Source organism: Pseudoalteromonas distincta (assembly GCF_005877035.1).
Lineage (GTDB): Bacteria > Pseudomonadota > Gammaproteobacteria > Enterobacterales > Alteromonadaceae > Pseudoalteromonas > Pseudoalteromonas distincta.
Genome location: NZ_CP040559.1, coordinates 32,745 through 57,281, shown reverse-complemented (window position 1 = coordinate 57,281; position 24,537 = coordinate 32,745). Strand labels below are relative to the sequence as shown.

Sequence of the window (24,537 nt, the reverse complement as noted above, 5' to 3'; positions counted from 1 at the left end):
AAGCGCTTAAATAAGCATTAAGCGTATATATCAACGCCTATTAAATTTTGTACTTCTGCTCTGCGCTCTAAATTGGCAAATTCAGTATAAGTAGAAATCGCTTTGCTTACTTGAGCTGTCGGTTGGTCGTAGATTGTTTGGCTGTATTCATTGCTTTTAGCACTGCTTTTAAACAGTTGATTAGCCAGTTCAACACCCTCGACACTACTTTTTACATAATCGGTATTCGTTTTTTGAGCAGCTGGCTGGTCTAATAAACTCTGTGGTTTATTAGTAACAACTTTAGTAGAGCTAACCCTACCCGGAATATCTCCGGTAAAAAAACCTGAACCAATAGGCAGCGTCATTACGCGTCTCCAACCTTAATATTGCATAAAATTATGATTTAAAAACAACCAATTTGCAAATAATATGATTACTCACGTCCTGGTAGCTTTTTCCACGTTACCGTATCGCGCACATATTTAGGTTGAGCGTCACTCGCTTTTACAACGTCACCCGCTAAAAACGCGGCTTCAACATGCGCTAACATATAACGTGCATCTGGTAATGTAATATCAGTATTAATTGTCACGTTTTCAAAGTCATTAAGCGCATCAGGATAGGTTTTAAAGCCCGTGCCCACTGCTACAGATGGCTCAGTGGTTGCTATATAATCATTATTTAGTAAATCAGGTTTTATAACGCATTCTTGGTTAACTAAAAGCATTAGATTATTTTGCGCTTGGTAATGTGCAAAGTATATCTCCCCCATACGCGCATCTATACTTGGATAAACACTCAGGCTGCCGTGTTGTTCAAACGTTTGTTGAGCCATAGTAGCCAGTGTAGACACACCAACAAGCGGCAAATTAGTTGAATACGCTAAACCTTGCGCTATAGCAACACTAATACGTACACCGGTGAAACTACCTGGCCCTTGGCCAAAACCGATTACGTCTAAATCTTTTAATTTACAGTTTGCTTTAGTTAACAGTTCATCCACAAGTGGAAGTATTTTTTGGCTGTGCTGCTGCGGACACTCTTCAAAATGATGAAACGTTTGGCCCTGGTAATGTAAAACAATTGAAAGTGCTTCAGTTGAAGCATCAAGGGCAAGGATATTACTTTTGATCATTTTAGTACTCTAATTAATTTGTTTTAAAAATGTATTGGCATCTTCTAAGCTTCGCGTGCGGCGCATCGGTGGTAAGCTTTTCAAAAATACTTGGCCATATTGGCGTGTAACTAAGCGATTATCGCATATTACAAGTACGCCTTTGTCTTTACTATCTCGAATTAAACGCCCTACACCTTGCTTTAGCGCAATAACAGCCTGCGGTAATTGTATGTGTGAAAAAGGGTCTTTTCCCTGCATTTGGCAATCTTGCATTTTAGCTTGAAGCAATGGATCGTCAGGAGCTGCAAATGGCAATTTGTCTATAATAACACAGCTTAACGTGCTGCCGCGTACATCAACACCTTCCCAAAAAGAAGCCGTGCCCAGTAATACCGCATTACCATGGCGAGTAAATTTCTCTAAAATTATACGCTTAGACATTTGCCCTTGCATATAAACTGGGTAGTCTATTTGTGTAGTTAGCCCTTCGGCCACTAAGTGCATCATTCGATAGCTAGTAAATAGCACAAAACAACGCCCTTGCGCTGACTTTATAAGCTCAAGTGTTAATTTTACAATCGCATGCGGCATATTATCAGCGTGCGATTCGGGTAAGTAACGCGGTAAACACAGCAGCGCCTGATTAGGGTAATCAAATGGGCTATCTACCATCATGCTTTGTTTTGGCTTTAAACCAAGGCTTGCATTAAAATGCTCTAGTTTGTTATCAACCGAAAGTGTTGCAGAAGTGAATACAAATCCTGCGCCCGTGTCTTGCATCATTTGAGCAAACTTAGCTGATACATTCAATGGCGTTATATTAATTGTTAAATAACGGCGCGTTGTTTCATACCAATAACTAAAGCCGGTTTGGGCTGTATCAAAAACCCGCTCTAACTGACCTTTAAACGCAAGTGCACGTTCAAATGGATGCTCAATTTTGTCGCTTCTATCTAGGCAAAGTTTAAGTACTTGGTAAACAAAATCTAAATCACTGATCACACGATGGAGCGCCGCGCAAATTTGTTTATCGCTTAGTTTTTCTCGCCAATCGCCACGACTGCCATCAACACCAAATTGTAATCGTAAATCAGCAACGCTTGTCTCAAGCTTGTTTAAGCTTTTACCAAGTTGCAGCATATCGGGAATTTCAGCTCTATAAATAGCACGTAAATCATTAATTAAATCTACCAACTTTTTAGTGCTTACACTTTCACCAAAATAATCACTAGCAATTTCGCTTAACTGATGGGCTTCATCAAATATATATGCGTCGGCTTTTGGCATAAGTTCAGCAAAGCCACTTTCTTTTACAGCCATATCAGCAAAAAACAAATGGTGATTAATAACAACCACATCGGCATCGGCCGCAGTTAAACGTGCTTTGCGTATATAACAGCTTTGAAAATCTGGACACTCTTTACCTAAACAATTATCGGCTGTTGAATTTACATAAGGCAGTACTTTGGCATCATCTTCTATACCTATACAATCGGCCAAATCGCCCGATTGTGTTTCGCTTGCAAACTTAGCTACCATAGCTAGTTGATGCATTACGTCAGAGTCGTCAGTAGGTACATGTGCAACATGTTGATTAAGTCGGTAGGTGCATAGGTAATTGGCGCGCCCTTTTAATAAGGCGGTTTTTTTTGAAGCACTTAAAGCTTTAACTAGTTGCGGTAAATCTCGGTGATAAAGCTGCTCTTGTAGAGCTTTAGAACCTGTTGATATTATCGTGCGCCCTTTTGACTTAAGTGCAGGGGCTAAATATGCAAATGTTTTACCCGTACCCGTGCCTGCTTCAACAACTAATTGCGAACTGTTTTTTAATGCATCCGCAACAGCTACTGCCATATCAATTTGTGGTTGGCGAGGCGTATACCCATCTAAAGATAACGCTAAAGGCCCGGTTGCACTAAACAGCTGTTTGATAATACCAATCACTTTAAAATAAATAATAGCGGGATTTTACGTAAGCAAAGCATTAAGGGCAAGTAATTACAAAACCCACTTTTACTTTACGAATTAATACGCACTTTAATAGTGAGATTAATCATTCGATTTTACAATACACTGTGTATTTATAACGTGCATTTAATTTAATAATGACAATATTTACAAAGCCTAATTTTCTATTAACTCTTACTAAAAATAATCCGTATTAAAAGCTATATTTAGGCATAAAAACTGTGACTCTGAAATATTACAGGAGTACCATACGCGGGTTTATAATCCTCTTTTTCGTGTGTCGTTAAAAAAATAGTAAGGTTAGCCAATGAATGCTTGGTATCTCATTTGTTTTCTCTCTGCCATTGCAATTTTTATTGCTTTTGCAAACCAATATATCCTCAAAATGCAAACTACAATTGCCATTACTACAGGCTCAGTTGTTATTTCTTTATTATTGATTATTGCCGTTAAATTATTAGGCGATCAAAATGCGTTAGCCATGACCCAAATTGTTTCCAGTATTAACTTTAACGAGTTATTACTCAAAGGTATGCTCGGATTTTTACTTTATGCTGGCGCATTGGAAATTAACCTTATGGCGCTTCGTAAACAGCGCTGGGAAATAACCGCACTAGTGCTATTTTCTACTATTGCTTCCACTTTTATAGTCGGTTATTTAAGTTTTTATCTATTTGCCTTATTTGGCTTTGATGTACCGTTTATATACTGTTTATTATTTGGCGCGCTTATTAGCCCAACCGACCCTATTGCTGTACTTGCTATTATTAAACAAATGCGAGCGCCAGAAGGAATCTCAGTTCAAGTAGAAGGTGAGTCACTATTTAACGACGGTATTGGTTTGGTAATATTTACGACCATTTTTTCGGTTGCTTTTTATGGCACCGATGCACAATTTGGCGATATAGCAGAACTCTTTTTTGTAGACGCCCTAGGCGGCATTGCATTTGGTTTGGTTATTGCTTTGGTTGGCCACTTTTTAATTATTAACAGCCGCGATGTAAATATTCGCTTATTGATAACCTTAACTATTCCTACCGCGGGTTTTGCTGCTGCAAATATTTGGGAAATATCAGGCGCACTTGCCATGGTAACGAGCGGCATATTAATGGGTAACATTACTCGTACTAAAGCAACTGAGCGCACGGGGCCTGAAGACACTCGTTACGTAAAAGATTTTTGGCATGCAACCGATAGCTTTTTAAATGCCCTACTGTTTTTAATAATAGGTATGCTAATAGTGACGATGCCAATCACGCTTGGTGAAATTGGCTTAGGCTTACTAATGGTACCTGCAGTATTACTAGCACGCTTTATTAGCGTAGGCGCACCCTTTGTTATCTTTAAACGCTTTAGAAGTTACGATAAACACAGCGTTAAAATTTTAACCTGGGGTGGGCTACGCGGTGGTCTTGCACTGGCAATGGCGGCAGCAATTCCACGCGAGCAAGTTTTTGTAGGCGGCTCTGACCTACACAACCTTATTGTTATTGTTACTTACGTTGTAGTTATATTTTCTATTATTGTACAAGGCTTAACTATTTCGCCGCTTATTCAAAGCAGCATTAAGTCAGCTGAGCAAGCAAAGTAATAAATGCTTTGTGAGCAATCAACTCAGTAACCAAGTTATTATATAAATCACTTGGTTACTGTTACTCACGTGTTACAAAAACACTTTAAAGTTCTATAAATTGTTATCCTTTTTATTTATCTTCTTTGTTTAAATTAATCCGCTTGAAATGCAAATGAAAACAATTATAATTTTGGCTTTTCCTCTGTAGGGCTTTTCAATGTCCAAAAATAATTCTCACGTGTTTTTTAATTTGGTATCTCTGGGCAAACGACAATTTCATTGTTTTTTTGTGCTTTTTATAATGGCGATGGCAAGCTTTAATGTGTCGGCCTCTCCTAATGAGCAAACAAAAATAAAACAAATTGCACAGCTTGCAGAGTATGTAGGTGTAGATTACGTGGCAGCTGTTGGAAATGGTGAAATACTAGACCCCGACGAATATCAAGAAATGACAGAGTTTTCGCACGTCATTATTGAGCAAGCTGGACAGCTATCAAGCCAAACCAATGAGTTTGATACAGTAAAGGCACAAGCTAAAGCACTGCATACAGCGATTGCTAATAAAGCGAGTGTTGCCGATGTACGTGCAGCAAGCTCAGCGCTTCGTGAGTCGCTGCTTACCTTTATGCCACAACTATCGTTACCTACATCGCTGCTTCCGGTTGAGCAAACTAAAGCGCTTTTTGCTACTAACTGCTCAATGTGTCACGGCCCTAGTGGTCAAGGCGACGGTCCGCTTGCAAAAAATTTATCGCCAGAGCCTACCAACTTTACCGACAAAGAACGCGCAACAAACCGCTCATTAATGGGGTTATTTGACGCTGTAAGTAACGGCATTGACGACACACCTATGGTTGCTTTTACCCAATTTAATGAACAACAACGATGGTCTTTAGCTTTTTATGTAGGTAGCTTGGCATTTAAAGATGTTCAAAAACCACAAAATGTAGAACAAAACATTACCGCTTCACAGATTGTAAACCTAAACCCTGCACAATTATCGGCAGGTCAAAGTGAAGCACAAGCACATTACGTTAAATGGCTTCGTGGTAATCCAGAGCAATTATTTAGCGCTAACAAAAATCCGATAACAGTTACTCGCACGCAATTACTTGCAGCGCAAGCCGCGCATGCTAAAGGCAATTACTCACAAGCAAGTGATTTAGCAATTAGCGCATACTTAGATGGCTTTGAGCTTGTTGAAAACAACTTAAATGCCTACGACGAAACACTGCGTAAAAACATCGAAGTACAACTGATGAACCTGCGCCAAACATTCAAAAACGAAAAAGATACAGCCGTCGTTGCCGAAAAAGTAAGTGCAGCACTAACACAACTCGCTAAAGCAGATAGCATGCTAAACGAAACCAAGCTAACTGATGGCGCCCTACTTTCAGCGAGTTTAATAATATTACTGCGAGAAGGCTTAGAGGCACTCTTAGTTATAATTGCCCTTATGACTGTGCTTATTAAAACGAAACGTCAAGATGCGCTTAAATACGTACATATTGGCTGGGTAACAGCACTTATTGCCGGTGGCTTAACATGGGCTGCTGCGCAAACATTAATAGAAATAAGTGGTGCAAGTCGCGAAGTTATGGAAGGTGCTGGTGCATTGTTTGCCGCTGTAATTTTACTGTATGTTGGCGTATGGATGCACAGTAAAACAAGTGCGCAACAATGGCAAAAATATATAAAAGACAATATAGATAAGCGTCTTGAGTCGGGAACACTTTGGGGATTAGCGGGGCTTTCTTTTATTGCCGTGTACCGAGAAGTATTCGAAACCGTATTGTTTTATCAGTCTTTATTAACGCAAAGCTCGCCTGCTCAATATTCATCTATTGCATCGGGTTTTGCGATAGCTATAGCAATACTGGCTATTATTACGTGGGTATTAATTAAGTACTCAATTAAATTACCGGTTGCTAAGTTTTTTGCAATTACCACTTATTTATTATTTGCACTCTCGTTTGTGCTTATGGGCAAAGCCGTTATTGCATTACAAGAGGCCGATATAATAGGTATTGCGTCGCTACCAATGAGCTTTGATATAGCATGGCTTGGTATTAAGTCGACATGGCAAGGTATTGTGGCTCAGGTATGTGTGTTCGCTATATTTAGCTTTTATATATTAAAAAGTAAAAGTCAGAACTAATTAGTTCAACAGAAAAAGGGAAGTCTATTTATAGGCTTCCCTTTTATAATTCTAGCAATATACAGTAACTGTAACCTATGCCCATGTATCTAAATGGGGGTTTTCGTCATCGTCTACGTTAGACTTTTTTTTACTATTTTGGTCATCAAGCATATTGAGCTTTTTCTTTTTTTGTAGCTCACGCCTTTTTTTATTCTCTAGCTCAACTTTTTCAGCGGCCGATCCACTTTGCACACCCGCAATATGAAAAGCACTTTTTGACTCAACTTCTAGTCTGGTTATTCTTCCTAAATAAGGAATCATGATATCCATACACACTTCCTTAGTTTACTGTTAAATTATCTAAACGCTTGGTTTGGCTAATAAACAAACAAATACATGCAAAAATTGCACTTTCCTTCTTAATATTATCGACAGTTATAAGATATGCTTTAATTAAGCTAAAAAAAACTTGCCATAATATGGCTGTTTATGTTTTTATGAATGCGAAATTTATTTAAACAGATAACAACTGAACGTTACTATAACAACGAGCAGTTAAATAGGATAAAAAATGCGCTTAAACCTGACAACAGTACATCATCACCACCATTCACCGGAATAACCTGTCAGGTCTTTCGCTGAGAGGTTATTCCTAAAAGGAACCTCTGGCGATTCAAAAAACATTGATTCATTTTCGCCCTGAGGTTCCCTCGGGGTTTTTAGTTTTTAAATTAAAGGAAAATGAATAATGAGTAACACAAATCGTCTACGTATCGCCATCCAAAAAGGCGGCCGCCTATCTAAAGATTGTCAAGATCTGTTAAAACAGTTAGGTGTTAAGCTTAACCTTCGTGAACAACGCTTAATTGCACACTCAACTAATATGCCAATTGACGTACTACGTGTGCGCGATGACGATATTCCTGGTTTAGTAATGGACGGTGTATGTGATTTAGGTATTGTTGGCGAAAACGTACTAGTAGAAGTTCAAGCAGAACGTGAACGCCAAGGTGTTCCAAGCGAAGTAAACAAACTTTCAAAACTAGATTTTGGTTACTGTCGTCTTGCACTTGCATGGCCACAAGAGCTAGGCGCTCGCGATAAGAGCTGGTTTGAAGGCAAACGTATTGCAACTACCTACCCAGAAATTTTAACTCAGTGGTTAAAGCGCGAAGGCATCAACGCAAGTACAGTAATGCTTACTGGCTCTGTTGAAGTAGCACCACGTGCAGGTTTATCTGATGCAATTTGTGATTTAGTATCTACTGGCGCAACACTTGAAGCTAACGGCTTAATTCAAGGTGATACAATTTTAGAATCAAACGCATGTTTAATTCAAAATAAAGATCTGCAAGACGCTGACAAACTAGCACTAATCAATAAGCTTATGCCGCGCCTACGTGGTGTTAGACAAGCTAAAGAAAGCAAATACATCATGCTACACGCACCAAAAAACAAACTTGATGAAATTTGTGAAATTTTACCTGGTTCTGGTCAACCGACTCTACTTGCCCTTGCGGGTAATGAAGAATACGTAGCACTGCACATGGTAAGCAGCGAAACATTATTTTGGGAAACAATGGAGCAGTTAAAAGCCCTAGGCGCTAACTCTATTTTAGTTATGCCAATTGAAAAAATGATGGAGTAAGTACCATGCTTCGTTGGAATGAGGAATCTTCACAAGTACAAGCAGCGGCGCTAATGCGCCCTGCAGTTTCTGTAAGCGCAAAGGTTGAAGCAATATGCAAAACTATTTTAGCTAATGTAAAAGAGCAAGGCGATGAGGCCTTACTTAGCATGGCCAAAGAGTTTGATAATAGAGCTAACCCACGTTTGCGCGTACCGCTAGATGAAATTAACGCATCTGAGCAAGCACTAAGTGCTGAGCTTAAATACGCAATTGACACCGCTTATGCAAATGTTAAACGTTTTCACGAAGCGCAGTTGCCAAAAGATATTAAATTATCAACCCAACCAGGCGTTGTATGTGAACTGAAATATCAAGCCATCGAAGCAGTCGGTATTTATGTACCCGGTGGCAGTGCACCACTGCCATCGTCGGTTATTATGCAAGGTGTATTAGCACAGTTAAGCGGCGCTAAAACCGTTGTACTAGCTACGCCGGTACAAGGTGATAAAGCAATTAACCCTGCTATTTTATATGCAGCTAAGTTATGTGGCATTACTACTTTGATAGAAAGTGGTGGCGCAGGCGCAATTGCAGCAATGGCTTATGGCACCGAATCGGTTCCTAAAGTAAACAAAATTTTTGGCCCAGGTAATAGCTTCGTAACAATGGCTAAACAGCTCGTTGCGCAAACTATCCCAGGTATGGCAATTGACATGCCAGCAGGTCCTTCTGAAGTATTAGTTATTGCAGATGAACGTGCAAACCCAGAATTTATAGCCGCCGATTTACTCTCACAAGCAGAGCACGGCGCAGACTCGCAAGTTATTTTATTATGTAACAGCGAAAGTATCATTGAGCAAACGCAGCAGGCACTTACACGCCAACTTGCTAAATTAAGCCGCAAAGATACAGCCGAGCAAGCGCTCGCTAATTCTTCACTTATTTTGGTTGATTCAGTTGAGCAAGCATTTGATGTATCGGCGCAATACGGCCCAGAGCACTTAATTTTACAGCTAGGCGATGCAACACCTTATCTAGATAAAGTTAAAAATGCAGGCTCAGTATTTGTAGGTGACTACACACCAGAATCTGCAGGCGATTACGCATCGGGTACTAACCACGTGTTACCAACATATGGTTACAGTGCAACTTACTCGAGTTTAAACTTGCTTGATTTTTTCCGTACATACACAGTGCAAACAATTACTAAAAGTGGTTTAACGCAGCTTTCAAAAGCAATTTTACCACTTGCAGATGCAGAAGGCCTTGATGCCCACGCTAATGCGGTTTCAATTCGTTTAGAGGCAATTAAAAATGAGCAATGAGAGCGCACAAGCGTCTAGCTTATTACCTAAGAATATTGCAGCCCTTGCTGCATACAGCTCTGCAAAAAGTGAAAAGCTAACCGGTACTACGTGGCTAAATGCTAACGAAAGCCCGTATGCTAAAAATCTTGAACTGAGTATTGAGGATTTAAATCGCTACCCTGATCCACAACCGCAACTGGTTATTGACCGTTACGCCGCTTATACAGAACTTGAAAGCGAAAATGTATTAATGACGCGCGGCGCAGATGAAGGCATTGAGCTTTTAGTGCGCACATACTGTGAGCCAGCTAAAGATAGTATTGCGCTATTTTTACCAACCTACGGTATGTACAAAGTTACCGCCGATACACACAACGTTAGTATTAACGCGCTTACCCAAGAATTATTATTAAGTGGCAGTGTTGATGAAATAGTTGAGGCAGTGGGCAGCTCAAAACTGGTATTTATTTGTAACCCAAATAATCCAACGGGCAGCCTAACACCACTTGATAAAGTAAAAGCGATTGCAACAGCACTTATGGGTAAAGCACTGGTTATTGTTGACGAAGCCTATATAGAGTTTTGCCCAGAGCAAAGCGCCACAAAACTTATTAATGAGTTTAGTAATGTAGTGGTTCTGCGCACGCTTTCTAAAGCCTTTGCGCTAGCGGGGCTCAGAACAGGCTTTACGCTTGCACAAGAAAGTGTACTTGCGCCAATTCGTAAAGTCATTGCGCCGTATCCAGTATCTGGCGTAGTGGCAAGTATTGCAGCGCAAGCAATTGCACCCGATGCAATTACATCAATGCGCCGCCAAGTTACTATCTTAAATAGCTTAAAAGCTAAGTTGGTAAATTGGCTAAACGCCTCCCCTGCTGCATTAAAAATTCTCACTGGTGAAGGTAACTTTGTTACTTTAAAATTAGCCGATAAAAACTACTTTAAAATTGCACTTGAGCAAGGTTTGGTTATGCGCGCTTTTACACTATACGGTGAAGACGACTGGCTACGAATTTCAATTGGCAGTGAACAAGAACTTGAACAAGTAAAAATTTGGTTAGATGGCTTACAAACGCCGGCTACCGCAGCATCTTTAGCAGGAAACGAAGTATCATGAGTAACCCCTATTTATTTATAGACCGCGACGGCACTATTATTGAAGAGCCAATTACCGACAAACAGGTAGATAGCCTTGAAAAGCTAGCATTTTTACCTGGTGTTATTCCTGCGTTATTACAATTACAAGCCGCAGGTTACCGTTTAGTAATGGTGTCTAACCAAGATGGTTTAGGCACAGATAGTTTTCCTACTGCTGATTTTGACATAGCACAAGACAAAATGATGGACATAATGCAAAGCCAAGGCATTAGCTTTGACGAAGTATTAATTTGCCCACACTTTGATGAGCAAAACTGTGATTGCCGTAAACCTAAAACGGGCTTACTTACCGAGCTTATGCGCTCTGGCAAAGTAGACTTAGCGCGCTCTTTTGTTATTGGCGATCGCCAGACCGATATTGGCCTTGCTCAAAACTTATGTTGTGAAGGTATTTTATACGACGGCGATTGGAGTGCGATAGTGACAAAATTGACTACCGCAAACCGCGAAGGTCGTGTTACACGCAACACTAAAGAAACCCAAATTGATGTAGCCATAAACTTAGATCAAACTAAAAATGGCAGCATAGACACCGGACTTGGCTTTTTTGATCACATGCTTGATCAAATTCGCACCCACGCAAACATTGGTTTAAACATTAAAGCCAAAGGCGATTTACACATAGACGAGCACCACCTTGTTGAAGACATTGGTATTGCTCTTGGTGTTGCACTTAAACAAGCGCTTGGCACTAAATCGCAAATTGCACGCTATGGCTTTGCGCTTCCTATGGACGAGTGTAAAGCTGAAGCACAAATTGATTTATCGGGTCGTGCATCATTTGTATTAAACGCTAACTTTAGCCGCGAAAAAGCAGGCGACTTAGACGTACAAATGGTTGAGCACTTTTTCAAAAGCTTAAGTGATAACGCCGCCATTAGCCTTATTTTATCGGTAAGCGACGGGAACTGCCATCACCAAGTAGAAGGCTTATTTAAAGCGTTTTCACGTGCACTTCGCATGGCAGTAGCACAAGACACGACCCAACAAACAGCCAGCTCTAAGGGATGTTTATGATTGCCATAATTAATACCGGTTGTGCCAATATAAATTCAGTACGCTTTGCGTTTGAACGCTTAGGCCAAACGCCAACAGTAATTACTTCACCAGAGCAATTAGCGGGTTTTGAGCGCGCTATATTGCCAGGTGTAGGTCACGCGTCGGTTGCTATGAAACGCCTAGTAGATAACGGCTGGCAACAAGCTATAAATGAATACCAGCGCCCGCTTATGGGTATTTGTTTAGGTATGCAGTTACTGTGCGAAAGCACCGAAGAAGGTAACGTACAGTGCCTAGGTAAAATACCAGGGCAAGTAAAAGCGCTTGATGTAGGCAATTTAACGTCGCCGCATATGGGTTGGAATAACTTAAGCGTTAACAAAGAGCATGCATTAACTAAAGGGCTAACGCTTGATGAGCAAGTGTATTTTGTTCATAGTTTTGCGCACACCGTAAACGACGCCACACTAGTGAGCGGCGAATACGGTCAAACCTTTTCAGCCATTGTTGCTAAAGACAATTACGCAGGCATGCAATTTCACCCAGAGCGCAGCGCAAAAGTTGGCGCACGTTTATTACAAAATTTTGTTGATTGGCAGTTATAAGCTGCCCATTAACTAACAAAAAAGAGATTATTTGTGATTATTCCAGCATTAGACGTATTACAAAATCAAATTGTGCGCTTGTACCAAGGTAAATACGACACAGCACAGTTTTACCCTTTCGAACTTGGTGCGCGTTTAAAAGAATACGCCGACAGTGGCGCAGGTAAACTGCACCTTGTAGATTTAGAAGGTGCACGCGATCCAAGTAAAAAACAGTGGAAACATATTCAAGCTGCGACCAAAGCACTTAACGTACCGTATCAAGTGGGCGGCGGTATTCGCTCAGAGCAAGATGTAAGTGATTGGCTTAAAGCCGGTGCAAACCAAGTTGTTATTGGTTCAATGGCAGTAGAAAAACGCGAACAAGTAAAAGCCTGGATTGAGCAATTTGGCGCAGAGCACTTTGTAATTGCCCTTGATGTAAATAAAACAGCCACGGGCTGGGCACCAGCAACGCACGGTTGGTTAAGTGAATCTGAATTTGGTTTACTTGAGCTGGTAGATTTTTATGTGAGCTTAGGTGTTATTGATTTTTTATGCACGGACATCAGTAAAGATGGCACCATGACGGGCCCATCATTTGAGCTTTACGAAGACCTAACTCGCCACAACAGCACAATTAAAGTGCAAGCCTCAGGTGGCGTAAGCTCACTAGATGACATTAAAAAGCTTAAAGAGCTTGGTGTGGGCGGCGTTATTTTAGGTAAATCATTGCTTGATGGCGCATTTAGCGTTGAGGAGGCACTGGCATGTTATCAAAACGCATAATCCCGTGTTTAGACGTTAAAGACGGCCAAGTAGTTAAAGGCGTTAAGTTTAAAGGCCATGAAATAGTTGGCGATATTTTAACAATGGCTAAAGCCTACAGCGAAGCTGGCGCCGATGAACTAGTTTTTTACGAAATCAGTGCAAGCGTTGAAAAACGCCTACTCGACGTGAATTGGGTAGAGAGCATTGCACGTAATATCGATATTCCATTTTGTGTAGCGGGCGGTATTAAATCAGTGGCTGATGCAGCGCGTGTACTTGAGCGCGGTGCTGATAAAATAAGTATTAACAGCCCTGCTATTGCGCGTCCTGAACTTATTAAAGAATTACACGATGAGTTTGGTAAGCAATGTGTTGTAGTCGGCATTGACAGCTTTTTTGATGAAATTACCGGCGAGTATTTAGTGTATCAATTGACCGGCGATCCTAATGCATCAAGCCGTACACGCTATAAAACACAAGAATGGGTTAAACGCGTACAAGACCTAGGCGCAGGCGAAATTGTATTAAACTGTATGAACCAAGATGGCGTTCGTAACGGTTACGACAACGAGCAACTAAGTAAAATTCGCGAGCTGTGTGACATTCCTTTAATCGCCTCTGGCGGTGCGGGTAGTATGCAAGATTTTGTTGATGTATTTAAACAAAGCAAAGTAGATGGTGCATTAGCCGCCAGCGTTTTTCATAAAAATGTGATTAACATTGGCGAACTAAAACAATTTTTAACAGATAACCAAGTGGCAGCAAGATTATGCAAGTAACACAACAAAACCAAGCTCAGGTCGATTTCGCTAAAAGTGACATGATCCCTGCTATTATTCAAGATGCCCGCTCTGGTGTTATTTTAATGCAAGGCTTTATGAACAGCGAAGCACTCGCTGTCACGCTTGATACCAATAGGGTAACGTTTTACTCACGTTCAAAATCGCGTTTATGGACTAAAGGCGAGTCATCAGAGAACTACTTAAACGTAGTATCTGTACATACCGATTGTGACTACGATTCAATTTTAGTACTTGCCAACCCAGAAGGCCCAACGTGCCACTTAGGCACACAAAGCTGTTTTGGTGATGAAGCAAAACCAAGTTTAAGCTTTTTAGCACAGTTAGAAGATGTGATTGTTGCGCGTAAAAACGACGACCCTGAAAAAAGCTACACAGCGTCATTATTTGCAAAAGACTTAAGCCGTAGCTGTCAAAAAGTAGGTGAAGAAGGCGTTGAAGTTGCCCTTGCCGCTATGAAACACGATAACGATGAGCTAACAAACGAATCTGCTGATTTAATTTATCACCTGACTGTATTACTACAACGCCAAGGCTTAGCCCTTGAAGATGTAGTTAAATGCTTGCAAGGTCGCCATAAATAGCATTAGTTGTGACTAACAAAGAGGCTCATATTTATATGGGCCTTTTTATTTTTACAGTAAATCACGTGTGATATAGTGCGTGGCTAAATTAATCGGTTACTGTGAAACATGAAAAACTATATTATTCCTTCTATTGTCGCGTTTATTTTAGCGGGCTGTACCAGCAAAACTAATCAGACTACAACTACAACAACCACTACTACTACAACGAATCAGTCTGTAAAAACCACAGTAACACCCAATGAATGCAGCACCATAAATAACCTTATAAGCAGTTACGAGTCTGGTTTTAATTCAATTAAAACAGATAAAATAAATAACCAGTTTACTAATCAATGGCGTACGAATACTCATATGATTGGAGCAACCTGTACGGTTACTTTAAATAAGTCAGAGCAAGCAAGCTACCAATGCCAAACACCTGTTAAAACACAAACGCAAACAATAAAGTCTCATCAAAAACTGGCTAAGCAATTACGCCAATGCTTAAGCAAAACAGGTTGGTTGGAAAGCCAAAAAGAAACAGCAAGTTCAATTTACAGCACCTTTGTACTTGATACTAAAACCCCAGTCATTACACTTGCTACCAATCAAGAAGGTATTGGGTTTTCTACTCGCTTTGAAATTGCACCACCGTTAGGACTTTAATATGCGCCAATTAAATCAAAACAAAAAACAATCTAAATTTAAAACTGATTGCCTAGGAATATGCGAAAGGCGCAGCGGTTACTGCACCGGGTGTGGGCGTACCAACGAAGAAATTTTTGATTGGATAATATTATCTGAAGATGAAAAAAAAGCGATTTTAGAAACACCACGAGCAGATTTAAAGTAGTAACTAATTGTTAAACAGAGGCTCAGATACTCCGAGCCTCATCGTAATTAAAAACTTATAGCAATCTCAACAATTGCGAACCAGGTAGGCCGCTTTGTGGTAATAACGCGGGGGTAACTGCAAATGCTTCTGGGATTTTACTTTTGATTTCATCCATCTTTTTACGGTTATTTTGTTTATCATAGACATAATATTTAAGGATATTGCCGTATACATCGTCTTTTGCATCAACCTGCTCTAAGGTTTTTAATGCTTTATCGTAATCATCAAGGTAAATGTATGCCAGTGCTAAATTATCAGCAGAGCCAACATGTAGCTTACCTTCAAGCTGTTTTGATAAATCTTCAAGCTCTGCAACAGCAAGCTCATAACGCCCTAGCTGTATATAGGCCGTTGCTAGTGAATTTTTTAAGAAGTAAGGTGGGTTACTGCCCGGCTCGTACCATTTTTCGTAAGCACTCAATATGTCTTCATATTGCTCAAGTTTAGAGTAAACGTGATTTAGCAGCCTAAAGCTTTGTAGTTTGATTTCAGCTTCTTCAAACCCCGTAAGTTTGTCTCTATTCAAGTGCCAATCTTGAATGCCTTGCGCAGCTTGGTTTAACAGTTCAGGGGTATCACTTTTTGCCCCAGCAGCACTTTTTAGAAGCTGTGCAAGTTGTTGTTTATATTCTTCACTTTTAACAGGAGCCTGAGACGTATTATTACTTGGCTGCTTGTTATCTGAACTACCATCTACAATTTGCGCTGCAGCTAAAGCACTAAAAGACATTGCCGCCGCAACCATAACCAAATATTTACTTTTCATTGTTTTTTCCTTGTTTAACATTTTGATCCTCTGAATATTAAAGCTCTTTGAATGAGCAATATTCAAAAGTGGGGGGGTAAAAAAGTTAGGCGAGCTTTTAGCATTTTGCTCTTGTAGCAATAAACTGGCTAAATCCAATTGGTATTTACCTTTTAGCTTTTGCATACACAACTCATCACAGCTAAGTTCGAGTTGCTCTTTTGCTAAACCAGTTAACTTTAGGCAAATAGGATTCCACCAAAAAACGCTTTCTATAAAACAAATAAGCCACGTCCAATAAATATCGCCTTGTTGTAAATGAGTTACTTCGTGTTGAATGACTGAATCTAATTCTTCACGATTTACCATCGTCGACTCTAGCCAAATAACAGGCTTTATTAACCCGGTAGCAAAAGCAGGTTCTGTATGGGTTGTTAGTCTAATTGGATACTGATTGTTAATGTGTTTAAGTTCAGGACTTGGCTTTGAGTTAATGTATAAATTTTTTATAAGCTTTACATATAAGCCCATGCGTAATAAAAACAATCCAAAACCAGCTAAAACTAAAACCATAAAAACAGTACTAAGTGATGGCAATAAGTCCCATATACCAATATCGCTTTGTAATTCGTCCTTAGTTGCTACTTGTTCAGCATTTGGTATTAATGCTTTAACATCGGGAATCAATTGCGCCACGTTGAATGTGTAACGATTTGCCCCTTCAAATAAGGATAACTGGGAAAAATATTGCCAAGGGACAAACCAACATGCCAAGGCAATCATTAAAATGTAAAAGTTTAATCGTGCTGGGGCATTTTTAAGCCCTTTTACTGTAAGCAAAATACATAAGCTAATAAGTGTGCAAGTTAGTAAATAATCCGTCATTACCCTCTCCTTTAATCTAACTTCTTATTTTTTAAAAGCGTTTGTAAATATTCTATATCTTCATCATTTAGCTTTTCTTCTTTGATAAAGTGGGCAATTAAACTACGAGAATTACCTTTAAAAAATCGTTGCATAAAACTAGGCATAGCTTGCTCCGATAATGTGTCTTGAGTAACTATTGTTCTAAAAACAATAGCTCGCCCTTCATGTCCACAACGCTCAATCGCTCCTTTATGTTCTAACCTATCTACAATAGTTTTAACTGTTGTATAGGCTACTTTTTTATCTTTTTGCTTATCAGCTAAAAGCACCTTATGTAGTTGACTCGCGGTACAGGGTTCTTCCTGCCAGAGCAGCTGCATAATATCCATTTCAAAATCACTAAGTTTCATTGTCGCTCCTATTACTACACTTGTAGTGGCACTGTTACAAATGTAGTAGTAAGTAATCTTAGTGTCAATACAAAATTGACATGTGAATAAAAAACAAACGGTAGAAATATAAAAGTCTTAGGAAGGTTTTATAAAAAAGGTAGATAAAATAAAGAGGTATACTTATTAATAGATTTTAGAAAAACATAAAAAACGATAGTTTATTTTCAACTAACGCTTTTTATGCTTTAAAGTTTTTTATGAAAGGTAGTGAGGTAACTATGCTTTATCGAGCGCTTGGCTTACATCGGCAATTATGTCTGCAATGTTTTCAATACCAACCGACAAACGAATTAAATCGCGGCTTACGCCCGCATTAGCGAGTTCTTTATCATTTAATTGGCGGTGTGTGGTTGACGCAGGATGACACGCAAGCGACTTGGCATCGCCAATATTAACTAAGCGTAAAATCATGTTTAGCGCATCAATAAAACGAGTACCTGCTTCTAGACCACCTTCAATACCAAAACTTAAAATACCCGATGCTTTACCACTGGTGATTTTTTGACTCATTTCGTTATACGGGCTTGATTTAAGCCCTGCGTAATTAACCCAAAGTACTTTTGGATGATTTTCTAAATATTCAGCTAACTGCTGTGCATTTTCGCAGTGGCGATCCATTCTTAAGCCTAAGGTTTCAAGGCCGATTAAAATGTCAGATGCGTTTTTAGGGGCAAGCGCTGCGCCGGTATTTCTAAGTGGCACTACTCTGCAGCGACCAATAAATGCAGCTTCAGCAAAAGCTTCGGTATAAACCACATTGTGATACGACGGATCGGGCTCGTTCATCATTGCAAAACGCGTGGCATTCGCTTTCCAATCAAATTTTCCTGAGTCGACAATCATGCCGCCAATAGCAGTACCGTGCCCGTTTATATACTTTGTAAGTGAGTGAACCACTATATCGGCGCCCAGCTCAAATGGGCGGCATAAATACGGCGTAGCCACGGTATTATCAACAATAAGCGGCACACCTTTGCTGTGTGCAATACGTGCTAAACGTTCAATATCAACAATATTACCTGCCGGATTACCAATAGATTCACAAAAAACAGCGCGAGTGTTGTCGTCAATTGCATTCTCGAACGCGGTAAAGTCATCGGCTTTAATCATGCGTGCTTCAATACCTTGCCTAGGTAAGGTATGTGCAAATAAGTTATACGTGCCACCGTATACTTGGCTGGTGCTTACAATATTAGTACCGACTTCACACAAACATTGAATAGCATACGTAATAGCAGCCATCCCAGAGGCAACAGCTAGCCCACCAATGCCCCCTTCCATCGCGGCAATACGTTGTTCAAGTACGGCATTGGTTGGGTTCATTATGCGGGTGTAAATATTTCCAGGTACTTTTAAATCGAATAAATCAGCGCCATGCTGCGTATTGTCAAATGTATAAGAAGAAGTGTGATAAATAGGCACGGCTGCCGATTTGGTCGTAGCCTCAGATTCATAACCGTGGTGCAGTGCTAATGACTCTAATTTCATAATTATTTCCTTCAATTAATTTACCACTAAGCTAGCACTTCTTGGTTATAAAATGCACATGAAATATATTAAAGGGTGTTGAGGAGGTTTGATTTAAGTTAAAGGCGGATAAGAGCGATAACCGGACATTGAGATTTGCTTAATATCGTCGTTAATTGATTGGTTAAACTGCTCTTTGCGCATATATTCATGAAAATGAGCGCTGCGCGCATATTGATTCGTTTAACTTTACCTAAAAAATTTAGAAAACTTATTGATAGTAATGCCTTAGGTAATTTGTTAAGAGTAGATAAATGAGCGTGGAGTCGGTAGAAATATCCGCGACGAGCGCACGATTAAAAATGTTAGGTTAATTGACTCGTTCGGTGAGCTTTGGTATCTTATATACATCATTGCGGAGCGGTGGTGCAGCTTTCCACAGCTGGAGTAGAATCCAACTCAAAGTGCTAATAACTAATTCAAGTTCAATACATTTGTTTTGTCTGTTATAAAAGGATTCACGGGCAAGGAGAAACATATGTATACTTTACAAAACAAGCACCAGCTCAATTCTTTTGTTAATTCCATTCGTGAACAACTCATAGAAACCTATAAATTTTCGCCAAAATCTGCGAAGCTAAAAGAAACCCTATCACGTTGTTTGGGTTTTAATTCATATGCAGATGCTATTTCAAAATTACCAATAGACACCGAAGAATTTGATTATACTTTCCCCCAAGTATTTACCAAAACTCTTATGAGGCAGCCTTATGGAATTAGAGTTGAGTTAGGTGTTATAAAATCAATATATGAAAGCGCTGTTTCAAATAGTGCATATTGGGATGATGAACGCTTTGTTAATTCAATAATATCTGCGAGTGAGTGCATGTAATTAACCTAACAAACGGTTTATGAAAGGACTCGTCACGGCTTGTTCGGGTTCGTTCCTCACCGATTTTAGGAAGCCTAAACTCGCCTCATAACCGGGCGTTACGAACGTCCGGAAATGGCACTTAGCAGTCATAAATAAGCGAATCAAACACCAACAAAAAGGGCGCTTCCTTTACGGTAAGCGCCCTTCTGTTATCTCACTAATTACTTATTTTACGATTGTCATTTCGTCTAATAAGTTTTGTGCATTATCTACTTTATCCATTACCCACAGCATGTAGCGTGAATCAACGTGGATTGAGCGATTAAGCTCAGGGTTGTAATCCCAGTCACCAATGATACTTTCGTAAACACCGTCGAACAGTAAGCCTACTAGCTCTGCTTTACCGTTAAGTGTTGGCGAACCTGAATTACCACCGGTAGTGTCTACATTTGATAAAAAGTTAACGGGTACTGTATTCATGCCACCCGTGTAATCACCGTAAAGCTTGGCTTTAATTTGCTCTTGTAACTTTTTAGGTGCATTAAATGGTTCAACATCGGTGTTTTTAGCGAGTAACCCTTCAAGCGAGGTAAAAGGTGTTGCTACCAAGCCATCTTGAGGTGAGTAGCCACCTACGGTGCCATAGGTTACTCGTAATGTGCTGTTGGCATCGGCGTATACAGGTTTGTTTTTAGCTTTGTTAAACGCAATGATTGCGCTCATTAGCTCAGGGCGAGCTGCTTGTAATTTACCTGCAAGTGCTTTTGATTTATCTTCCTCTGCTTTCATTACTTTAAATATTGCTTTAGCGTACTGCACAAATGGGTCTTGGCTTTGATTTAGCTGGCTAAACGATTGTTCAAATAATGAATTGCGAACAGTGGCATTATCGAGTCTTGACTGCTCATACATGCTATCAAGTAACGCGCTTTGGGTTGCTTTATCAAACCCATTTTGTACTTTAAATACGTTATCAACCTCGCTAAAACGCTCTTCTTTTGGAAGTGCTGCATACAGTTCTAAAAAGTGCAGTAAAATAGCTTTGTCTACTTTGCTATCATAACGGCGCGTCATGCGCTCAAGCCCTGCTTTAATGCGAGGTAAGTCACGTTCTTGATAACCAGATTCACGTTCGCTATTTGGCTTTTGCTTTTCGTAAGCTAGGCGGTATAAACGTCGTGCTGTACTGATCATCTGTGAGCGATGTACATAACCTAACATTCGGTCGCGTTCACTGTGCTCTTGTGATTGTGCAATTAGCTCAGATAGCTCACCTAATACGCTTCCGTATTGCTCTTTACGCTCACTATCGCTATTGATCCATTGTGTTAACTCTTGCTCAAACTGTTTTTTGCGCTCAAGCATAGTGCCTTTTTTGAAGCTTTCGATCATCGAACCATAGTTTTTAATATAGTTGTTATAACCTGCAATGGTGCTTTCGTAAGCAATACGCGCTTTACTGCCGTCTTCTGAGTTTTCTTCAATAAGCGACACGTATTTTGAGTTATGAACACGTGCTTTAGGGTAGCTGTCGTTAAATACGTTATCTACCTCTGTTGCAATGCGGTATCGGTTAGTACGCCCTGGGTAGCCTGTAACCATTACAAAGTCGCCTTCTTGCACGCCTTTGGCACTTACTTTTAGGTAAGAGTCAGGTACGTAAGGTACGTTGTCTTCGCTGTATTCTGCTGGTTTACCATCTTTGCCTACATAAGCACGGTAAAAACCAAAGTCGCCTGTGTGGCGCGGCCACATCCAGTTATCTATATCGCCACCGTATTTACCTACGCCCATAGCTGGTGCGTAAGATAAACGTACGTCTTTAATTTCAAGTGACTTAATTAGGTAAAACTCTAAACCACCATGAAACGAATACACGTTACAACGGTAGCTTTCGTCGGCTTCACACTGGGCTACTAGCGCTTTTTCGTTTTTTACTATTGCGTCGTAGCGTGCTTTACCGCTTAGTTCTTCAATACCTTTACTAACTTTGTCAGTCACATTAGTAACTGTTTCTGTGACGTATACGCGTGAACCCGGCGCTGCTGGTAAGTCCTCAGCAGGGCTTTTAGCTAAAAAGCCATTTTCTAAAATGTTGTTTTCAGGTGTTGAATTGTATTGCACCGAGCCATAAACACAGTGATGGTTTGACACAACTAAACCCTTAGGCGATACAAACGATGCTGTACAGCCACCTAGGCTAATTACCGCATTCATTGGGAATTCGGTTAATTTAGAAATAGATTCAACATCAATTTCAAGCCCTTTGGCTTTTAAAATTGATTCTAACTCTGGAAGTTGGTGTGGTTGCCACATGCCTTCGTCGGCTATGGCACTACTTGCAAGTGATAAAGAAAATGTGGCTACTAATGTAGCTACAAGAGGTTTTAAACGCATTATAGAATCCTTTTTATTTGTTTCTATAACAGGTTACTCGTCAGTAGCTAATGAGGTCAATAGCCGTGCAATGAATTGTTACAATCGAGTGTTAAATCTTACTTTTTATCAAAATTCATCGAAAAATCAAGAAACTGTTTTGCTGGTATTGGTTTACTAAAATAGAAGCCTTGCATAAAATCACAGCCTAATTCGTTCAATAAAGTAAGCTGCTCTTTTGTTTCTACGCCTTCGGCTACCACTGTCAGCCCTAAACTGTGCGACATGGCAATAATTGCCTTTACGAGATTACAATCTTCATTATTTAGTACAATACCGTCAATAAAACTTCTATCTATTTTGAGTACATTAAAAGGGTATTCTCTCAAATAACTTAACGATGAATAACCTGTACCAAAGTCATCCATTGATAAGTTAATGCCTAATGCTGTTATTTCAGTCAGTATATCAACAACATTAGTGTGGCAACTCATCAGCACTCCCTCAGTTATTTCAAGCTCTAAATTTTCGGGATTTACGTTTGCTTCACTTAATGAGTTTTGAATAAAACTGAGCAACCCTACGTCTCTAAATTGACGAGGCGATAAGTTAACAGCCATGGTGTATTTTTGTTGGCGTTTGCAGGTACTTTGCCATGTGTTTAAAAAATCTAATGCTTGGCTAATTACAAACTTGCCAATGGGTACAATTAATCCTGTATTTTCGGCAATAGGTATAAACTCATCGGGTGTTACATTACCTAGCACAGGGTTATGCCAGCGTAATAACGCTTCTGCACCAATGATGTGTTTATTTTTGGCGTCAAATTGGGGCTGGTAGAATAACTCGAATTCATTACGTTCAAGGGCGCCACGCATCTGCTCTTCTATTACTAGTCGGCGCTGAATAATTACATTCATTTTTTTAGTAAAAAATGAATAAGTATTACGACCATATGATTTTGCTTGATACATTGCGGTGTCAGCATTTCGTAATAAATCAGCAACAGTTGTACCATTTTCTGGGTATATGGCTACACCAATACTCGCTGTAAGTATGTGTTCTCGGCCCTCAATTTTAAAAGGGGCTCTAAAGTTATTGACCAGTTTTTCAGTAATTTTTAGCGCTGCATGGTGATCAGTTATACCTCGCAGTAATACGATAAACTCATCTCCACCTAGGCGCCCTACCGTGTCGTCTTTTCGCAATGCCTCTTGCAGCCTTTGCGCTGATTCAATTAAAAGTTTGTCTCCTGTTTCATGGCCTAACGAATCATTTATTTTTTTAAAATCATCTAAATCCAAAAACAGTACCGCTGCTTTTTCGTTATTTCTTTGTGCTTCAATAAGTAATTGCGACAAACGATCAAGTGCTAAAAAACGATTTGGAAGTAAAGTTAGACTATCGTAATACGCTTGATGTCTAATTAGTTCATCTGATTTATGCTGTTCTGTAATATCTCGAATAATAACCATTAACTGGTTATGTTCTGTTATTTTATTTATTCTTGCTTCAAAAAAAACGAGCCCATGGGGCAAAGCTAGCTCGTATTTAAAGCTCATCATCTGCTCTTTTTCTAATACAAGGCTGATATAGCTTTCAAATTTTTCGGCTACATCGCGCGGGAGTACATCTCCCATTTTTTTACCAATAAATTGCTTGGGCTTGGTATAGAGATCTGTTTCATTACTGGCATGATACTCAATAATAGTTCCATCATTTTCCATCAAGAAAAATAAGTCAGGAATTGCCTCAAAAATAGTTTTTAGCATATCCTCATTAAATGATGCATCTGCTTGTGCCTTTTTTACCTCAGATAAGTCAATATCAATGCAATACATTTGTTTTATATTATATTGATTTGTAAACATAACATGGCTTGAAAAAACAGATACACTTTCGCCATCTTTACCTTTTAGGGTAATTTCGGATGCTGGAATTTCTATGTCTTTTTCTACCCAATCACTGTGTGCGTCAATTACAAATTCACACATCGGCTCTGGAATTATAAGGTCTTCTATTTTTTGCCCTATGGCTTCTTCTTTTGTGTATCCGTAAAGTCGCTCACTGCCTTCATTCCAATAAATAACACGACGTTCATTGTCATAACCTTGAACAGAAATTACATTTACCGCATCAAATAACTGATGCAAATAGTCGTTAATTACAAATTGGTTGGTTAAGTCTGAAGCAACGTCGTCTAATTTCATTTTGAGGCTATATCCATAAGTAATTTTATTCAGTAATAAAAAATACCAAATAATAA

Annotated in this window: 22 protein-coding genes; 13 read left to right on the top strand and 9 right to left on the bottom strand. The window is 39.6% G+C overall.

Annotated features, from left to right (window positions below; genetic code table 11):
- Positions 1 to 17: 17 nt before the first annotated feature.
- The 3 genes from FFU37_RS17030 to yoaA all read right to left on the bottom strand — a co-directional run bounded on the left by FFU37_RS17030 (position 18) and on the right by yoaA (position 3,043).
- On the bottom strand, positions 18 to 347 hold the full coding sequence (locus tag FFU37_RS17030; RefSeq protein WP_138490076.1) for a hypothetical protein: 330 nt from the start codon (positions 345 to 347) through the stop codon (positions 18 to 20).
- A gap of 68 nt (positions 348 to 415) precedes the next feature.
- A complete protein-coding gene (tsaB, locus tag FFU37_RS17025; protein ID WP_138490075.1) occupies positions 416 to 1,117 on the bottom strand; it encodes a tRNA (adenosine(37)-N6)-threonylcarbamoyltransferase complex dimerization subunit type 1 TsaB in 702 nt (233 codons plus the stop codon).
- Between the two features lie 9 nt (positions 1,118 to 1,126).
- Complete coding sequence (gene yoaA / locus FFU37_RS17020; RefSeq protein WP_002960248.1) at positions 1,127 to 3,043, bottom strand: DNA repair helicase YoaA; 1,917 nt, start codon at positions 3,041 to 3,043, stop codon at positions 1,127 to 1,129.
- A gap of 331 nt (positions 3,044 to 3,374) precedes the next feature.
- On the opposite strand from yoaA, the gene FFU37_RS17015 reads away from it, so the two are divergent.
- Both FFU37_RS17015 and FFU37_RS17010 read left to right on the top strand, forming a co-directional pair.
- Complete coding sequence (locus tag FFU37_RS17015; protein ID WP_024597348.1) at positions 3,375 to 4,658, top strand: cation:proton antiporter; 1,284 nt, start codon at positions 3,375 to 3,377, stop codon at positions 4,656 to 4,658.
- 283 nt (positions 4,659 to 4,941) lie between these two features.
- Positions 4,942 to 6,798, top strand: coding sequence for a cytochrome c/FTR1 family iron permease (locus tag FFU37_RS17010; protein ID WP_138490448.1), 1,857 nt, complete (start codon positions 4,942 to 4,944; stop codon positions 6,796 to 6,798).
- Positions 6,799 to 6,873: 75 nt separating this feature from the next.
- Here FFU37_RS17010 and FFU37_RS17005 read toward each other — a convergent pair whose 3' ends face one another.
- Entirely contained in the window at positions 6,874 to 7,110 is a 237-nt protein-coding gene (locus FFU37_RS17005; RefSeq protein ID WP_002960256.1) for a hypothetical protein, read from the bottom strand.
- A 418-nt stretch (positions 7,111 to 7,528) separates the two neighbouring features.
- Between FFU37_RS17005 and hisG the strand changes: the two genes are divergently transcribed.
- The 10 genes from hisG (at position 7,529) to FFU37_RS16955 (ending at position 15,448) form a co-directional block, all read left to right on the top strand.
- Positions 7,529 to 8,428 (top strand): ATP phosphoribosyltransferase, encoded by a 900-nt coding sequence (gene hisG / locus FFU37_RS17000; RefSeq protein WP_002960257.1) that lies wholly within the window; start codon positions 7,529 to 7,531, stop codon positions 8,426 to 8,428.
- A gap of 5 nt (positions 8,429 to 8,433) precedes the next feature.
- A complete protein-coding gene (gene hisD / locus FFU37_RS16995) occupies positions 8,434 to 9,735 on the top strand; it encodes a histidinol dehydrogenase (protein ID WP_138490074.1) in 1,302 nt (433 codons plus the stop codon).
- Entirely contained in the window at positions 9,725 to 10,834 is a 1,110-nt protein-coding gene (hisC, locus tag FFU37_RS16990; RefSeq protein WP_138490073.1) for a histidinol-phosphate transaminase, read from the top strand. The genes hisD and hisC overlap by 11 nt, the downstream gene beginning before the upstream one ends.
- On the top strand, positions 10,831 to 11,892 hold the full coding sequence (gene hisB / locus FFU37_RS16985) for a bifunctional histidinol-phosphatase/imidazoleglycerol-phosphate dehydratase HisB (protein WP_008138596.1): 1,062 nt from the start codon (positions 10,831 to 10,833) through the stop codon (positions 11,890 to 11,892). Before hisC ends, hisB begins: the two co-directional genes overlap by 4 nt.
- On the top strand, positions 11,889 to 12,479 hold the full coding sequence (gene hisH / locus FFU37_RS16980; RefSeq protein WP_002960265.1) for an imidazole glycerol phosphate synthase subunit HisH: 591 nt from the start codon (positions 11,889 to 11,891) through the stop codon (positions 12,477 to 12,479). Before hisB ends, hisH begins: the two co-directional genes overlap by 4 nt.
- 33 nt (positions 12,480 to 12,512) lie before the next feature.
- Positions 12,513 to 13,247 (top strand): 1-(5-phosphoribosyl)-5-[(5-phosphoribosylamino)methylideneamino] imidazole-4-carboxamide isomerase, encoded by a 735-nt coding sequence (locus tag FFU37_RS16975; RefSeq protein ID WP_002960267.1) that lies wholly within the window; start codon positions 12,513 to 12,515, stop codon positions 13,245 to 13,247.
- The gene (hisF, locus tag FFU37_RS16970) at positions 13,229 to 14,008 is read left to right on the top strand and encodes an imidazole glycerol phosphate synthase subunit HisF (RefSeq protein WP_002960269.1); all 780 of its coding nucleotides are present in this window, start codon (positions 13,229 to 13,231) and stop codon (positions 14,006 to 14,008) included. Before FFU37_RS16975 ends, hisF begins: the two co-directional genes overlap by 19 nt.
- Positions 13,999 to 14,613: a bifunctional phosphoribosyl-AMP cyclohydrolase/phosphoribosyl-ATP diphosphatase HisIE gene (hisIE, locus tag FFU37_RS16965; protein WP_138490072.1), complete on the top strand. Its 615-nt coding sequence runs from the start codon at positions 13,999 to 14,001 to the stop codon at positions 14,611 to 14,613. Before hisF ends, hisIE begins: the two co-directional genes overlap by 10 nt.
- A gap of 108 nt (positions 14,614 to 14,721) precedes the next feature.
- Positions 14,722 to 15,261 (top strand): hypothetical protein, encoded by a 540-nt coding sequence (locus FFU37_RS16960; protein WP_138490071.1) that lies wholly within the window; start codon positions 14,722 to 14,724, stop codon positions 15,259 to 15,261.
- A 1-nt stretch (position 15,262) separates the two neighbouring features.
- On the top strand, positions 15,263 to 15,448 hold the full coding sequence (locus FFU37_RS16955) for a DUF1289 domain-containing protein (RefSeq protein WP_039487694.1): 186 nt from the start codon (positions 15,263 to 15,265) through the stop codon (positions 15,446 to 15,448).
- A gap of 55 nt (positions 15,449 to 15,503) precedes the next feature.
- Here FFU37_RS16955 and FFU37_RS16950 read toward each other — a convergent pair whose 3' ends face one another.
- The 3 genes from FFU37_RS16950 to FFU37_RS16940 all read right to left on the bottom strand — a co-directional run bounded on the left by FFU37_RS16950 (position 15,504) and on the right by FFU37_RS16940 (position 19,042).
- Complete coding sequence (locus FFU37_RS16950; RefSeq protein ID WP_138490070.1) at positions 15,504 to 17,120, bottom strand: M56 family metallopeptidase; 1,617 nt, start codon at positions 17,118 to 17,120, stop codon at positions 15,504 to 15,506.
- An 11-nt stretch (positions 17,121 to 17,131) separates the two neighbouring features.
- Positions 17,132 to 17,512, bottom strand: a complete 381-nt coding sequence (locus FFU37_RS16945; protein WP_002960288.1) for a BlaI/MecI/CopY family transcriptional regulator — start codon at positions 17,510 to 17,512, stop codon at positions 17,132 to 17,134.
- Positions 17,513 to 17,770: 258 nt separating this feature from the next.
- On the bottom strand, positions 17,771 to 19,042 hold the full coding sequence (locus FFU37_RS16940; RefSeq protein WP_138490069.1) for an O-acetylhomoserine aminocarboxypropyltransferase/cysteine synthase family protein: 1,272 nt from the start codon (positions 19,040 to 19,042) through the stop codon (positions 17,771 to 17,773).
- Positions 19,043 to 19,559: 517 nt separating this feature from the next.
- Here FFU37_RS16940 and FFU37_RS16935 point away from each other — a divergent pair.
- Positions 19,560 to 19,913 (top strand): hypothetical protein, encoded by a 354-nt coding sequence (locus tag FFU37_RS16935; protein WP_138490068.1) that lies wholly within the window; start codon positions 19,560 to 19,562, stop codon positions 19,911 to 19,913.
- A gap of 207 nt (positions 19,914 to 20,120) precedes the next feature.
- Here FFU37_RS16935 and FFU37_RS16930 read toward each other — a convergent pair whose 3' ends face one another.
- Both FFU37_RS16930 and FFU37_RS16925 read right to left on the bottom strand, forming a co-directional pair.
- Positions 20,121 to 22,292, bottom strand: coding sequence for a S46 family peptidase (locus tag FFU37_RS16930; RefSeq protein WP_138490067.1), 2,172 nt, complete (start codon positions 22,290 to 22,292; stop codon positions 20,121 to 20,123).
- Between the two features lie 98 nt (positions 22,293 to 22,390).
- Complete coding sequence (locus tag FFU37_RS16925) at positions 22,391 to 24,481, bottom strand: bifunctional diguanylate cyclase/phosphodiesterase (protein ID WP_138490066.1); 2,091 nt, start codon at positions 24,479 to 24,481, stop codon at positions 22,391 to 22,393.
- Positions 24,482 to 24,537: the final 56 nt, after the last annotated feature.